This window comes from Pseudomonas sp. FP1762 (genome assembly GCF_030687105.1).
In the GTDB taxonomy this organism is placed as follows: Bacteria; Pseudomonadota; Gammaproteobacteria; order Pseudomonadales; family Pseudomonadaceae; genus Aquipseudomonas; species Aquipseudomonas siliginis.
Map to the genome: position 1 here is coordinate 4,229,465 of NZ_CP117458.1, position 13,672 is coordinate 4,243,136.

The 13,672-nt window shown below is 61.7% G+C and carries 10 protein-coding genes; 3 read left to right on the forward strand and 7 right to left on the reverse strand.

Translation table 11 applies throughout. The features are described from left to right. Positions 1-69: 69 nt before the first annotated feature. The 7 genes from cmk to mtnA all read right to left on the reverse strand — a co-directional run bounded on the left by cmk (position 70) and on the right by mtnA (position 10,683). Positions 70-759, reverse strand: a complete 690-nt coding sequence (cmk, locus tag PSH90_RS18765) for a (d)CMP kinase (protein WP_056788351.1) — start codon at positions 757-759, stop codon at positions 70-72. After that, on the reverse strand, positions 756-2,963 hold the full coding sequence (locus PSH90_RS18770; RefSeq protein WP_305383140.1) for a bifunctional prephenate dehydrogenase/3-phosphoshikimate 1-carboxyvinyltransferase: 2,208 nt from the start codon (positions 2,961-2,963) through the stop codon (positions 756-758). Before PSH90_RS18770 ends, cmk begins: the two co-directional genes overlap by 4 nt. A gap of 28 nt (positions 2,964-2,991) precedes the next feature. Continuing rightward, positions 2,992-4,104, reverse strand: a complete 1,113-nt coding sequence (gene hisC, locus PSH90_RS18775) for a histidinol-phosphate transaminase (protein WP_252878672.1) — start codon at positions 4,102-4,104, stop codon at positions 2,992-2,994. Positions 4,105-4,117: 13 nt separating this feature from the next. Next, entirely contained in the window at positions 4,118-5,212 is a 1,095-nt protein-coding gene (pheA, locus tag PSH90_RS18780; RefSeq protein WP_016770924.1) for a prephenate dehydratase, read from the reverse strand. Continuing rightward, the gene (gene serC / locus PSH90_RS18785) at positions 5,212-6,297 is read right to left on the reverse strand and encodes a 3-phosphoserine/phosphohydroxythreonine transaminase (protein WP_095182242.1); all 1,086 of its coding nucleotides are present in this window, start codon (positions 6,295-6,297) and stop codon (positions 5,212-5,214) included. Before serC ends, pheA begins: the two co-directional genes overlap by 1 nt. Positions 6,298-6,528: 231 nt before the next feature. Beyond that, positions 6,529-9,183, reverse strand: coding sequence for a DNA gyrase subunit A (gene gyrA, locus PSH90_RS18790; protein ID WP_095182243.1), 2,655 nt, complete (start codon positions 9,181-9,183; stop codon positions 6,529-6,531). A 423-nt stretch (positions 9,184-9,606) separates the two neighbouring features. After that, positions 9,607-10,683, reverse strand: coding sequence for an S-methyl-5-thioribose-1-phosphate isomerase (gene mtnA / locus PSH90_RS18795; protein WP_258707045.1), 1,077 nt, complete (start codon positions 10,681-10,683; stop codon positions 9,607-9,609). Between the two features lie 108 nt (positions 10,684-10,791). Here mtnA and PSH90_RS18800 point away from each other — a divergent pair, with 108 nt between their 5' ends. Genes PSH90_RS18800 through mupP form a run of 3 tightly spaced genes read left to right on the forward strand, consistent with a single transcriptional unit; the run spans position 10,792 to position 13,559 of the window. Continuing rightward, positions 10,792-12,126 carry a TRZ/ATZ family hydrolase gene (locus tag PSH90_RS18800; protein ID WP_041478271.1) on the forward strand — a complete coding sequence of 445 codons (1,335 nt, stop codon included), beginning with the start codon at positions 10,792-10,794 and terminating at the stop codon, positions 12,124-12,126. Positions 12,127-12,184: 58 nt separating this feature from the next. Next, positions 12,185-12,883, forward strand: coding sequence for a bifunctional 2-polyprenyl-6-hydroxyphenol methylase/3-demethylubiquinol 3-O-methyltransferase UbiG (gene ubiG / locus PSH90_RS18805; protein ID WP_024013875.1), 699 nt, complete (start codon positions 12,185-12,187; stop codon positions 12,881-12,883). Positions 12,884-12,887: 4 nt separating this feature from the next. Further along, entirely contained in the window at positions 12,888-13,559 is a 672-nt protein-coding gene (gene mupP, locus PSH90_RS18810; protein WP_041478269.1) for an N-acetylmuramic acid 6-phosphate phosphatase MupP, read from the forward strand. Positions 13,560-13,672 lie beyond the last annotated feature (113 nt).

Below are 13,672 nucleotides of genomic sequence, written 5' to 3' on the forward strand. Positions count from 1 at the left end.
ACGGTGTGGGTTAGTTTCATTTAAAAGAAGCACCGCAGGACTATGACTGGTCCCCTGCGACCTTCTTGGTCACCCGGCGATATCGCGAATGGCGATCTCGCTCATGATGCGTTCAAGCACCTGATCGATGGAAAGCTCCGTTGAATCCAGCTGAATCGCGTCGGCCGCCGGCTTGAGCGGGGCTACTGCGCGCTGGGTGTCACGCTCATCGCGTGCACGGATCTCATCTAGCAGACTCGACAGACTAACACCCTCGACTTTGCCCTTCAACTGCAAATATCGACGGCGCGCCCGCTCCTCGGCACTGGCGGTGAGGAAAATCTTCAGCGGTGCACCCGGAAATACCACCGTGCCCATGTCGCGACCGTCCGCCACCAGACCCGGCGCTTCCTGAAACGCACGCTGGCGCTGCAGCAGCGCCTCGCGTACGGCGGGCAGCGCAGCCACTTGCGAGGCCCCGGAACCGACGCTTTCGGTGCGAATGACATCGCTGACTTCGTCGCCTTCGAGAATAATCCGCTGCAGCTGACCTTCGGTCGCGGCGATGAACTGCACATCCAGATGAGCGGCCAATGTCTTCAGCAGCTCTTCATTGGTCAGGTCGACGCCATGGTTATGCGCAGCAAACGCGAGCAAGCGATAAAGCGCACCGGAATCCAGCAGGTTCCAGCCCAGACGCTTGGCCAGAATCCCGGCGACCGTGCCTTTGCCGGAGCCGCTTGGCCCATCGATGGTGATGACCGGTGCAATGTTTTTCACGACTGAGCCTCTTGTGCCACACGAATGCCGACTTGCCCGCACAGCGCGAGGAAGTTGGGGAACGAGGTCGCGACGTTGGCGCAATCATGGATGCGGATCGGTGCGGTAGCGCGCAACGAGGCAACGCTGAAGGCCATGGCGATACGGTGGTCGCCGTGACCGTGCACTTCACCGCCGCCGATCTGGCCGCCGTCGATGATGATGCCGTCCGGGGTCGGTTCGCACTTGACGCCCAGCGCCAGCAAGCCGTCCGCCATGACCTGAATCCGGTCGGATTCCTTGACTCGCAGCTCTTCGGCGCCGGTCAGCACGGTCCGCCCTTCGGCGCATGCAGCAGCGATGAACAGGACCGGGAATTCGTCGATGGCCAGCGGCACCAGTTCCTCCGGAATCTCGATACCTTTGAGTTTAGCTGCCCGCACGCGCAAGTCAGCCACTGGCTCGCCGCCCACTTCACGCTGGTTTTCCAGAGTGATATCGGCACCCATCAGACGCAGGATATCGATCACACCAGTACGGGTCGGGTTGATGCCGACGTGCTCGAGCACCAGCTCGGAGCCCTCGGCGATCGAGGCCGCGACCAGGAAAAACGCCGACGACGAGATATCGCCCGGCACTTCGATGTGAGTCGCGGTGAGCTTGCCGCCGGACTCGACCGAAGCCGTGGCGCCGTCGACGCTGACCGGGTAGCCGAAGCCACGCAGCATGCGCTCGGTGTGATCGCGGGTCGGTGCCGGCTCGGTCACCGTGGTCTTGCCTTCAGCATAGAGACCGGCAAGCAGCAGGCAGGATTTCACCTGGGCACTGGCCATCGGCATGGTGTAGGTCAGACCCTTGAGCTTGTGGCCACCGCGAATGGTCATCGGTGGACGACCTTCGGCAGCGGTTTCGATCACGGCGCCCATTTCTCGCAGAGGATTAGCCACGCGGTTCATCGGACGCTTGGACAGCGAAGCGTCGCCGGTCAAGGTGCTGTCGAAGTTCTGCGCCGCCAGCAGGCCAGAGAGCAGACGCATCGAGGTGCCAGAGTTGCCCAGATAGATCGGGCCCGGCGCAGGTTTCAGGCCGTGCAGGCCGACACCGTGGATGGTCACGCGGCCGTGGTGCGGGCCTTCGATGACCACGCCCATGTCGCGAAACGCCTGCAAGGTCGCCAGGGCGTCTTCGCCCTCAAGGAAGCCTTCGACTTCGGTGACGCCTTCGGCCAGCGAGCCGAGCATGATCGAACGGTGGGAAATCGATTTGTCACCCGGTACGCGAATCCGACCGGACAGGCGGCCACCAGGTTGAGCCAGGAAGATCAGATCGTTGGAATTCATAGCGTCCACATAGGCCCTGCGGGCCAGGATTTTACTGAAATGCTCGCGGGCAACCCGGGCGCGCGTGAAAACGCCCAACAATTGGTGCCCATCCCCTGCATCGACCGCGTCGCGCAAGGCGTCGAGGTCGCTGCGAAATGTATCGAGTGTGCGCAGGACAGCCTCGCGGTTGGCGAGGAAGATGTCGTGCCACATCACCGGGTCGCTTCCGGCGATTCTTGTGAAATCGCGAAAACCACCGGCAGCGTAACGGAAGATCTCCAGATTTTCATTGCGCTTGGCCAATGAATCGACCAGGCCGAAGGCCAGCAGGTGCGGCAGATGACTGGTCGCGGCCAGCACTTCATCGTGACGCTCGACCTGCATGTGCTCGACATCGGCGCCCAGTTCGCGCCAGAGCCGATCGACCAGCGCCAGTGCGGCAGGATCGGTCTGCTCGAGCGGCGTCAGGATCACCTTGTGCCGGCGGAACAGCTCGGCATTCGAGGCTTCCACCCCGCTCTGCTCGGAACCGGCAATCGGGTGCCCCGGCACGAAACGCGCCGGCATGCCGCCGAACACCTCGGTCGCGGCGCGCACCACGTTGCCTTTGGCACTGCCGACATCCGTAAGAATCGCCTGCCCCAGATCCATGACAGCCAGACGCGCGAGCAGTTTTTCCATGGCCAGAATCGGCACCGCCAGCTGAATCACATCGGCACCGACGCAAGCCGCCGCCAAGTCGTCTTCGCAGCGATCGACCACACCCAATTCGACCGCGAGCTTGCGCGATTGCGGGTCGAGATCAACACCAACCACCTCACGGCACAGGCCGCTTTCACGCAAACCCTTGGCAAACGAACCACCGATCAACCCAAGACCGACCACCACAAGGCGACCGATCATAGGTGCAGCAGGTTGCAGCGCAGTGACATCAACCACGAGCCAGAACCTTGCGCAACGCCTCGAGGAAACGGCTGTTTTCGGCCGGCAGACCGATGGTCACCCGCAGGTGGTTCGGCATGCCGTAATTGGCCACCGGACGCACGATCACGCCTTCGCGCAGCAAGCCCTGGAAAATCGGCGCCGCGACCTGGCCGAGATCGACACAAATGAAGTTGCCTTTGGACTCGATCCAGCTCAGCCCCAGCTCACGGAAACCCGCCTGCAACTGCTGCATGCCGGCTTCGTTGAGCTGACGGCTTTGCGCCAGATATTCATCATCTTTCAATGCCGCACAGGCCGCCGCCAAGGCGAGGCTGTTGACATTGAACGGCTGGCGAACGCGGTTCAGCACGTCTGCCACCACAGGCGTCGACAAGCCATAACCGACGCGCAGCGCGGCCAGACCATAGGCCTTGGAGAAGGTGCGCGACACCAGCAGGTTCGGGTACGCCGCGAGGAAGTCGAGACCGTCCGGCAAATCACTGCCTTCGGCGTACTCGATGTAAGCCTCGTCGAGGACTACCAGCACATGCTCGGGAACGTCCTGCAGGAATTCGTCCAGCGCTTCGGCGCCGAACCAGGTGCCGGTCGGGTTGTTCGGGTTGGCGATGAACACCACGCGAGTGTTGGCATCGATGGCCGCAAGCATCGCCGGCAGGTCATGGCCCCAGTCTTTGGCTGGAACGACTTTGGCCTGCGCACCGACAGCTTGGGTAGCGATCGGATACACCGCGAAGGCGTGCTCACTGAACACCGCATTCAGGCCCGGCGCCAGATAGGCACGCGCAACCAGCTCAAGAATGTCGTTGGAGCCATTGCCCAGCGTGACCTGATTCAGCTCGACGCGGCACTGTTCGGCGAGCAGCGACTTCAGGGCGAAACCATTACCGTCCGGGTAGCGGGTCAGCTCGGCCAGCTCTTCGCGGATCGCCGCCAATGCCTTCGGGCTGGCGCCCAATGGGTTTTCGTTGCTCGCCAGTTTGACGATTTTTGCCGGATCCAGATCCAGCTCGCGCGCCAGTTCGTCCACAGGCTTGCCCGGAACGTACGGCGAAAGTTGTTGCACGCCCGGCTGTGCCAGAGCGAGGAAGTTGCCACTCATTTGCTACCGCCCCTTAGAGAACTGCTTTCGGGTAGGAACCCAGCACTTTGAGTGCTACTGCTTCCTGACTGATCTTTTCCAGCACACCTTTGATCAACGGATCACGGTGGTGGCCGACGAAGTCGATGAAGAACACGTAGGTCCATTTGCCGCTGCGCGACGGACGGGTCTCGATCCGGGTCAGGTCGATCCCGTTGTCATGGAACGGCACCAGCAGCTCGTGGAGCGCGCCCGGCTTGTTGCTCATCGATACGATGATCGAGGTCTTGTCGTCGCCGGTCGGCGGCACTTCCTGATTACCGATCATCAGGAAGCGCGTCGAATTGTCCGGACGGTCTTCGATCTTCTCGGCCAGACGGGTCAGGCCATACAGACCGGCCGCCATGTCGCCGGCAATCGCCGCCGAGTTCCACTCGCCCTTGACCCGTTTGGCAGCTTCGGCGTTGCTCGACACCGCGACGCGTTCGACATTCGGGTAATGCGCGTCCAGCCACTTGCGGCACTGAGCCAGCGACTGCGCGTGGGAGTAGATGCGGCTGATACTGTCGGTCTTGGTATTTTCGCCGACCAGCAGATGATGGTGGATGCGCAACTCGACTTCGCCACAGATCACCATGTCGTGCTCGAGGAAGCTGTCCAGCGTGTGATTGACCGCGCCTTCGGTGGAGTTTTCCACCGGCACCACGCCGAAATTCACCGCACCGGCGGCGACTTCACGGAACACTTCGTCGATCGCCGCCATCGGCTTGCTGATCACCGCGTGGCCGAAGTGTTTCATCGCTGCCGCTTGGGTGAAAGTGCCCTCAGGACCAAGGTAAGCCACTTTCAGTGGCTGCTCCAGCGCCAGGCACGACGACATGATTTCGCGGAACAACCGCGCCATCTCTTCGTTGCCCAGTGGCCCCTGGTTGCGCTCCATCACGCGCTTGAGCACCTGAGCTTCGCGCTCGGGACGATAGAACACCGGCACTTCGCCTTCGGCCAGCGAGGCCATCTTCACGCGGGCGACTTCCTGGGCGCAACGCGCACGCTCACTGATCAGCTCGAGGACTTTGGTGTCCAGAGCGTCGATGCGAACGCGCAGTGCCTTGAGTTCTTGCTCGGACATCAGCCGTGTTCCTTCTCGAATTCCGCCATGTACGCCACCAGCGCGTTGACCGCGGTGATGTCGACGGCGTTGTAGATGGAGGCGCGCATGCCGCCCACCGAGCGGTGGCCCTTGAGATTGAGCAGGCCGCGCTCGTCGGCACCGGCGAGGAACGGCTTGTCCAGACGATCATCAGCCAGACGGAACGGAACGTTCATCCACGAGCGATCCGACTTGTTGATCGGGTTGCTGTAGAGGCCACTGGCGTCGATGAAGTCGTACAGGGTGCGCTGCTTGACGTCGTTGAGCCTGGCGATCGCTTCGACGCCGCCCTGCTCTTTCAGCCACTGGAACACCAGACCGGACAAGTACCAGGCGAGGGTCGGCGGGGTGTTGTACATCGAGCCGTTATCGGCCGCGACCTTGTAATTAAGCATGGTCGGGCACAGCGAGCGCGCTTTGCCGAGCAGGTCTTCGCGGATGATGTTGACGACGATGCCGCTCGGGCCGATGTTTTTCTGCGCGCCAGCGTAGATCATGCCGAAACGCGAAATATCGACCGGGCGCGAGAGGATGTCCGAAGACATGTCCGCCACCAGCGGTACGTCACCGGTTTGCGGGATCCACTGAAATTCCAGACCGCCGATGGTTTCGTTCGGCGCGTAGTGAACGTACGCGGCGTCTTTCGACAGGTTCCACTCGTTCTGGGCTGGGATGGCGAAATAGTCGTAAGGCTTGGCAGTGGCAGCAACGTTGACGTGGCCATAGCGCGAGGCTTCTTCGATGGCTTTCTGCGACCAGATACCGGTGTCGATGTAGTCGGCCGAGCCGCCTTCAGGCAACAGGTTCAGCGGGATCTGCGCAAACTGCTGACTGGCGCCGCCCTGCAGAAACAGCACTTTGTAGTTCGACGGGATATTCAGCAGGTCACGCAGATCCTGCTCGGCCTGGGTGGCGATGGACACGAACTCATCGCTGCGATGGCTCATTTCCATGACCGACAGACCCTTGCCGTGCCAATCAAGGAGTTCACCCTGGGCGCGCTGCAGGACAGCTTCAGGCAGCGCCGCCGGACCGGCGCAGAAGTTATAGGCTCGCTTGCTCACATCCAATCTCGCTCTGATTTGGTGGTATCACGCAATAAATCACACTACCGATCAACATGGCCCTGTGGGAGCGAGCCTGCTCGCGAATGCATCACCGCGGTGCTTCAGAGGTACCGCAGCGCCTGCTTTCGCGAGCAGGCTCGCTCCCACAGGGGATCTCCATGATGTCGAAAATTCATACCGGACAAATAACAAGGGGGCGAATTCTCATCCGCCCCCTCGTTTGTCCGCTTATTCCTGCGGTTCTTCGTCTGCTGCGGCGTCGAGTTGCTGGTCGTCTGCGGCCTCGTCGATACCGACGGTGCCTGCGATTTCCTCGCCCTCTTCACCTTCGAGCTCCTCGCCTTCGATTTCCGAAGGCTCCTGAACCCGTTCCAGGCCGACCAGGGTTTCATCCTTGGCCAGCTTGATCAGCGTCACGCCCTGAGTATTACGGCCCAGGCTCGACACTTCGCCGACACGGGTACGCACCAGGGTGCCCTGATCGGAGATCAGCATGATTTCTTCGCCGTCGAGCACCTGTACCGCGCCGACCAGACGGCCGTTACGCTCGTTGCTGACCATGGCGATCACGCCCTGACCGCCACGCTTGTACTCAGGGAACTCGGTGATCGCGGTGCGCTTGCCATAACCACGCTCGGAAGCGGTGAGGATCTGGCTGCCTTCTTCCGGGATCAGCATGGAAATCAGCTTCTGCCCTTCCGGCAGACGCATGCCGCGCACGCCGCGAGCGGTACGGCCCATGGCACGCACGTCGGACTCTTTGAAACGGGTGACCTTGCCGCCGTCGGAGAACAGCATCACTTCGCGCTCGCCATCGGTGATGGCTGCAGAGATCAGCACGTCGCCTTCGTCCAGCTCCAGCGCGATCAGACCGACGCTGCGCTGACGGCTGAAGGATTCCAGCGGGGTCTTCTTCACGGTGCCGTTGGCGGTGGCCATGAAGATGTAGTGACCTTCGGTGTATTCCTCGACCGGCAGCATGGTGGTGATGTATTCACCATCATCCAGCGGCAGCAGATTGACCAGCGGACGACCACGGGCCGCGCGGGATGCTTCCGGAATCTCGTAGGTCTTGAGCCAGTACACCTTGCCCTTGCTGGAGAACAGCAGCAGCGTGGTGTGGCTGTTGGCGACCAGCAGGTGAGCGATGTAGTCCTCGTCCTTGACGCCGGTGGCCGACTTGCCTTTGCCGCCACGACGCTGAGCCTGGTACGCAGCCAGCGGCTGGGTCTTGGCGTAGCCACCGTGGGAAATGGTCACGACGCGCTCTTCTTCCGGGATCATGTCACCCAGGGTCAGGTCGAGACGGGCATCGAGAATTTCGGTGCGACGCACGTCGCCGTATTCGGCGCGGATCACTTCCAGCTCTTCGCGGATCACTTCCATCAGGCGCACGGCACTGTTGAGGATGCGGATCAGCTCGCCGATCTGGTTGAGGATCTCTTGATACTCGGCCAGCAGCTTCTCGTGCTCCAGACCGGTCAGACGGTGCAGGCGCAGTTCCAGAATGGCTTGCGCCTGTTCTGGCGAGAGGAAGTACTTGCCTTCACGCAGACCGTATTGCGGATCGAGGTTTTCCGGACGGCACGAATCGGCACCGGCGCGTTCAACCATCGCCACCACGGCGGAAGACTCCCAAGGCGTGCTGATCAGCGCTTCCTTGGCTTCCGACGGCGTTGGCGAAGCCTTGATCAGGGCGATCACCGGGTCGATGTTCGACAGCGCAACGGCCTGGCCTTCGAGAATGTGCCCACGCTCGCGCGCCTTGCGCAGTTCGAACACGGTACGACGGGTAACCACTTCGCGACGGTGACGGACGAAGGCTTCCAGCAGATCCTTGAGGTTGAGGATGCGTGGGCGGCCGTCGATCAGCGCGACGATGTTGATGCCGAATACCGATTGCAGCTGGGTCTGGGCGTAGAGGTTGTTGAGGATCACCTCAGGCACTTCGCCGCGACGCAGCTCGATCACGACGCGCATACCGTCCTTGTCGGACTCGTCGCGCAGCTCGGTGATGCCTTCGAGCTTCTTCTCTTTGACCAGCTCGGCGATCTTCTCGATCAGACGCGCCTTGTTCAGCTGGTAAGGGAGTTCTGTGATGACGATCTGCTGACGGCCACCGACCTTGTCGATGTCTTCGATGATCGAGCGGGCACGCATGTAAATGCGCCCGCGACCGGTGCGGTAGGCTTCGATGATGCCGGCGCGACCGTTGATGATCGCAGCCGTCGGGAAGTCCGGACCGGGAATGTATTGCATCAGCTCATCGACGGTCAGCTCGGGGTTGTCGATGAGGGCCAGGCAACCGTCGATGACTTCACCGAGGTTGTGCGGCGGAATGTTGGTCGCCATGCCCACGGCGATACCGCTGGAACCGTTGACCAGCAGGTTCGGCACGCGGGTCGGCATGACTGCCGGGATCAGTTCGGTGCCGTCGTAGTTCGGCACCCAGTCCACGGTTTCCTTGTGCAGGTCAGCCAGCAGCTCGTGCGCCAGCTTGGTCATGCGCACTTCGGTGTATCGCATGGCCGCAGCGTTGTCGCCGTCGACCGAACCGAAGTTGCCCTGGCCGTCGACCAGCAGGTAGCGCAGGGAGAAAGGCTGGGCCATACGAACGATGGTGTCGTATACGGCAGTGTCACCGTGCGGGTGATACTTACCGATCACGTCGCCGACGACACGGGCAGATTTCTTGTACGGCTTGTTGTAGTCGTTGCCCAGCTCGCTCATCGCGAACAGTACGCGACGGTGCACGGGCTTGAGGCCATCGCGCGCATCCGGCAGTGCACGGCCGACGATCACGCTCATTGCGTAGTCGAGGTAGGACTGTTTCAGCTCGTCTTCGATATTGACCGGGAGGATTTCTTTGGCCAGTTCGCCCATGAGAAGCCTGATTCCTTTTTCTGGTGAAACTTCGTCATATCCATGTGGGAGCAACGAAGCTCGTCGGGGCCGGCCGAGTGCCATGCGCCGACTTACGACAAATCAACATTGGATCGCGGATTTGCGCAGTAAAGACAGCTCCGTGGAGCCGCCTCGGAAAACGCCGGATGTTATCACAAAGGCCGCCACGCACCTATCCCCCAGATGCGCATGGAGCATAGTTAGTTGACCGATGACAGGCTTGAGGGGGACGAGAGAGGCTCAGAGCTTGGTTGAATGTGAAATCGGGGTCTGAATTAGCGATGTTTATTGACATTACCGACCTCTTCGCGAGCAGGCTCGCTCCCACACAGGCCAGTGGCGTTCACAAAACCTGTGGGAGCGAGCCTGCTCGCGAATGGCTCAACACAACACCAAAGCCTGTCAATGCAGGCGCTTGCGACACATCAGCAGGGCCATTTTCGCGGTGTCCGGGCGCTCGACGATGCCTTTCTCGGTGACGATCGCATCGATCAGGTCCGCCGGGGTGACATCAAACACCGGGTTGAACGCTTCAACATCGGCACCGACGCGTTTACCGCCGACTTCGAGCAGTTCGGCGCCATCACGTTCTTCGATCGGGATGTCATCGCCGCTGGCGAGGTTCATGTCGATGGTCGAACTTGGCGCCACGACCATGAAGCGCACGCCGTGGTGCATGGCGTTGACCGCCAGTTGATAGGTGCCGATCTTGTTCGCCACGTCGCCATTGGCGGTGATGCGGTCGGCGCCGACGATCACCCAGGTCACGCCTTTGGTTTTCATGATGTGCGCGGCGGCGGAGTCGGCATTCAGGGTCACCGGGATGCCTTCGTTGGCCAGTTCCCACGCGGTCAGCCGCGAGCCCTGCAGCCACGGCCGGGTCTCGTCGGCATAGACGCGTTCGACCATGCCTTCTATATAAGCAGCGCGGATCACCCCCAGCGCAGTACCGAACCCGCCGGTGGCCAGCGCGCCGGTGTTGCAGTGGGTCAGGATGGCTTGAGCGTTGCCCTGATGCTTGCGAATCAGATCGACGCCAAGCTGCGCCATGGTCAGGTTGGCCTCGCGGTCGCTTTCATGAATGGCGATAGCTTCGGCTTCCAGCGCCGCCAGCGGATCGGCGTTGCTTTTCAGGCGATCCAGGCGATCGTGCATGCGGCCCAGCGCCCAGAACAGATTGACCGCGGTCGGACGCGAATCTGCCAACAGCGCGAAATCCTCTTCCAGTGCCGTGTACCAGTCGCCGCCCTCGGCAATCCGCGCCCGCGCCGCGAGGACGATGCCATAAGCCGCACTGATGCCGATGGCCGGTGCGCCACGCACGACCATCGAGCGAATCGCTTCGGCCACGCCGGCGGCGCTGGTGTAGGCGATCCAGTTTTCCTCGAACGGCAAAATACGCTGATCCAGCAGGTGCAGCGCGCCATCACGCCAATCGATGGCCTTCACTTTCTCCGCAGCCAACAGTCGATCGCGCATCCCACACCCCGCACTCATGAACAAAAGCCGCCGATTATAGCGATCCCCCCGCGAAGACGCTCGGGTATACTTCGCCATCCTTTACAAAAGCACTGGAACCGACCCTCGATGCCGAAACCTGCCATTGCGCTCGACCTGTTATTGCTGCCGACCTGGCTGGTCCCCGTCGAACCTGCAGGCGTGGTGCTCAAGGAGCACGGCCTGGGCATCCGTGACGGTTGCATCGTGTTTATAGGCCCGCGCGCCGAAGCGTTGAAGTGTAACGCGACAGAAATCCGTGAACTGCCGGATGTTCTGTTGGCGCCGGGACTGATCAATGCCCACGGCCACGCGGCGATGACACTGTTCCGTGGCCTGGCTGACGATCTGCCGCTGATGACCTGGCTGGAAAACCACATCTGGCCGGCCGAAGGCAAATGGGTCGATGAGGATTTCGTCCGCGACGGCACCGATCTGGCCATCGCCGAGCAGATCAAGGGCGGCATCACCTGCTTCTCTGACATGTATTTCTTCCCGAAAGTCGCCAGCGAGCGCGTACACAACAGCGGTATCCGCGCGCAGATCGCCATTCCGATCCTCGATTTCCCGATCCCCGGCGCCAGCAGTGCCGACGAAGCCATTCGTCAGGGCGTCGAATTGTTCGGGGATCTCAAGCATCACGAACGCATCAAGATTACTTTCGGCCCTCACGCACCCTACACCGTCGGTGATGAGAACCTGGAGAAAATCAGGGTGATCGCCGAGGAGCTGGACGCTTCGATCCATATGCATGTGCATGAAACCGCGTTCGAAGTGCAGCAGGCTGTCGAGCAGACCGGCGAACGGCCACTGGCGCGCCTGGGTCGCCTTGGCCTGCTCGGCCCGCGCTTCCAGGCGGTGCACATGACCCAGATCAGCGATGACGACCTCGCGCTGCTGGTAGAAAGCAACAGCAGCGTGATCCACTGCCCGGAATCCAATCTGAAACTGGCCAGCGGCTTCTGCCCGGTCGAACGTTTGTGGCAGGCTGGGGTGAACGTCGCTGTCGGTACCGATGGCGCGGCGAGCAACAATGATCTCGACCTGCTCGGCGAAACCCGCACCGCCGCCCTGCTGGCCAAAGCCGTGGCCGGTTCTGCCACAGCGCTGGACGCTCATCGCGCCTTGCGCATGGCCACCCTCAATGGCGCCCGTGCGCTGGGGATCGAGGCGCAGGTCGGCTCGCTGGAGATCGGCAAAGCCGCAGACATCGTCGCTTTCGACCTGTCCGGTCTGGCGCAGCAACCGGTGTATGACCCGGTGTCGCAGCTGATTTATGCGACCGGGCGTGATTGCGTGAAACACCTGTGGGTCGCCGGCAAGCAACTGCTCGACGACCGGCGTCTGACCCGCATGGACGAACAACAGCTGGGCGAGACCGCTCGCCACTGGGGCCAGCGCATCAGCGGCCACACCGAATCGTAAACACCGCGGCGCAATATCTGCGGCTACAGCCCTTTTCAGGTTTTTCGAGGAATTGAACATGAGCAACGTCGACCACGCCGAAATCGCCAAATTCGAGGCCCTGGCCCATCGCTGGTGGGACCGTGAAAGCGAATTCAAGCCGCTGCACGACATCAACCCGCTGCGGGTCAACTGGATCGACGAGCGGGTCAATCTGGCCGGCAAGAAAGTCCTCGACGTCGGTTGCGGCGGCGGCATCCTCAGCGAAGCCATGGCCCAGCGCGGCGCCACCGTGATGGGCATCGACATGGGCGAAGCGCCGCTGGCGGTCGCGCAACTGCATCAGCTGGAATCCGGGGTCAGCGTCGAATACCGGCAGATCACCGCCGAAGCCCTCGCCGACGAAATGCCCGAGCAGTTCGACGTGGTCACCTGCCTGGAAATGCTCGAGCACGTGCCGGATCCATCCTCGGTGATCCGCGCCTGCTTCCGCATGGTCAAGCCGGGCGGCCAGGTGTTCTTTTCGACCATCAACCGCAACCCGAAGGCGTATCTGTTCGCGATCATCGGCGCCGAATACATCATGAAGCTGCTGCCGCGCGGCACCCACGACTTCAAGAAATTCATCCGCCCCTCCGAGCTCGGCGCGTGGAGCCGCATGGCTGGCCTGACCGTCAAGGACATCATCGGCCTGACCTACAACCCGCTGACCAAGCACTACAAGCTGGCCAACGACGTTGACGTCAACTACATGATCCAGACCCTGCGCGAGGAATAAGCCGATGGCCATCAGAGCGGTACTTTTCGACATGGACGGCACCCTGCTCGACACCGCGCCGGACTTCATCGCCATCTGCCAGGCGATGCGCGCCGATCGCGGTCTGCCGCCGATCAACGACAAGCATATCCGCGACGAGATTTCCGGCGGCGCCAAGGCCATGGTCGCGGTGACGTTCTCGATGGATCCGGAATCGCCGGGCTTTGAGGAGCTGCGTCTGGAGTTTCTCGAGCGCTATCTGGTCGGCTGCGCAGTGCACAGCAAGCTGTTCGACGGCATGGGCGAACTTCTCGCTGACATCGAAAAGGCCAACCTGATCTGGGGCGTGGTCACCAACAAACCGTTGCGTTTCGCCGAGCCGATCATGCAGCGTCTGGGGCTGGCCGAGCGTTCGGCGCTGCTGATCTGCCCGGATCATGTGAAGAACAGCAAGCCGGATCCGGAGCCGCTGATCCTCGCCTGCAAGATGCTTGATCTGGATCCGTCGACCGTGCTGTTTATCGGCGATGATCTGCGCGATATCGAATCGGGCCGCGATGCCGGCACCAAGACCGCTGCGGTGACTTACGGCTATATCCACCCGGACGACAACCCACGGCACTGGGGCGCGGACGTTGTGGTAGATCACCCGCTGGAGTTGCGCAAGGTGCTCGATAGCGCGCTGTGCAGTTGCTGACCTGACTGTTGCAAATTCCCTGTGTGGCGAGGGGATTTATCCCCGCTGGGCTGCGAAGCGGCCCCCGCTTTTATCCAGGCGATGTGACACACAGGTTTTGCGACGGCTTCGCC

Excerpts from the sequence above, each read along its gene's own strand:
- PSH90_RS18770 (WP_305383140.1), bottom strand. The coding sequence starts at position 2,963 with ATGATCGGTCGCCTTGTGGTGGTCGGTCTTGGGTTGATCGGTGGTTCG.
- hisC (WP_252878672.1), bottom strand. The coding sequence starts at position 4,104 with ATGAGTGGCAACTTCCTCGCTCTGGCACAGCCGGGCGTGCAACAACTT.
- pheA (WP_016770924.1), bottom strand. The coding sequence starts at position 5,212 with ATGTCCGAGCAAGAACTCAAGGCACTGCGCGTTCGCATCGACGCTCTG.
- gyrA (WP_095182243.1), bottom strand. The coding sequence starts at position 9,183 with ATGGGCGAACTGGCCAAAGAAATCCTCCCGGTCAATATCGAAGACGAG.
- mtnA (WP_258707045.1), bottom strand. The coding sequence starts at position 10,683 with ATGCGCGATCGACTGTTGGCTGCGGAGAAAGTGAAGGCCATCGATTGG.
- PSH90_RS18800 (WP_041478271.1), top strand. The coding sequence starts at position 10,792 with ATGCCGAAACCTGCCATTGCGCTCGACCTGTTATTGCTGCCGACCTGG.
- ubiG (WP_024013875.1), top strand. The coding sequence starts at position 12,185 with ATGAGCAACGTCGACCACGCCGAAATCGCCAAATTCGAGGCCCTGGCC.
- mupP (WP_041478269.1), top strand. The coding sequence starts at position 12,888 with ATGGCCATCAGAGCGGTACTTTTCGACATGGACGGCACCCTGCTCGAC.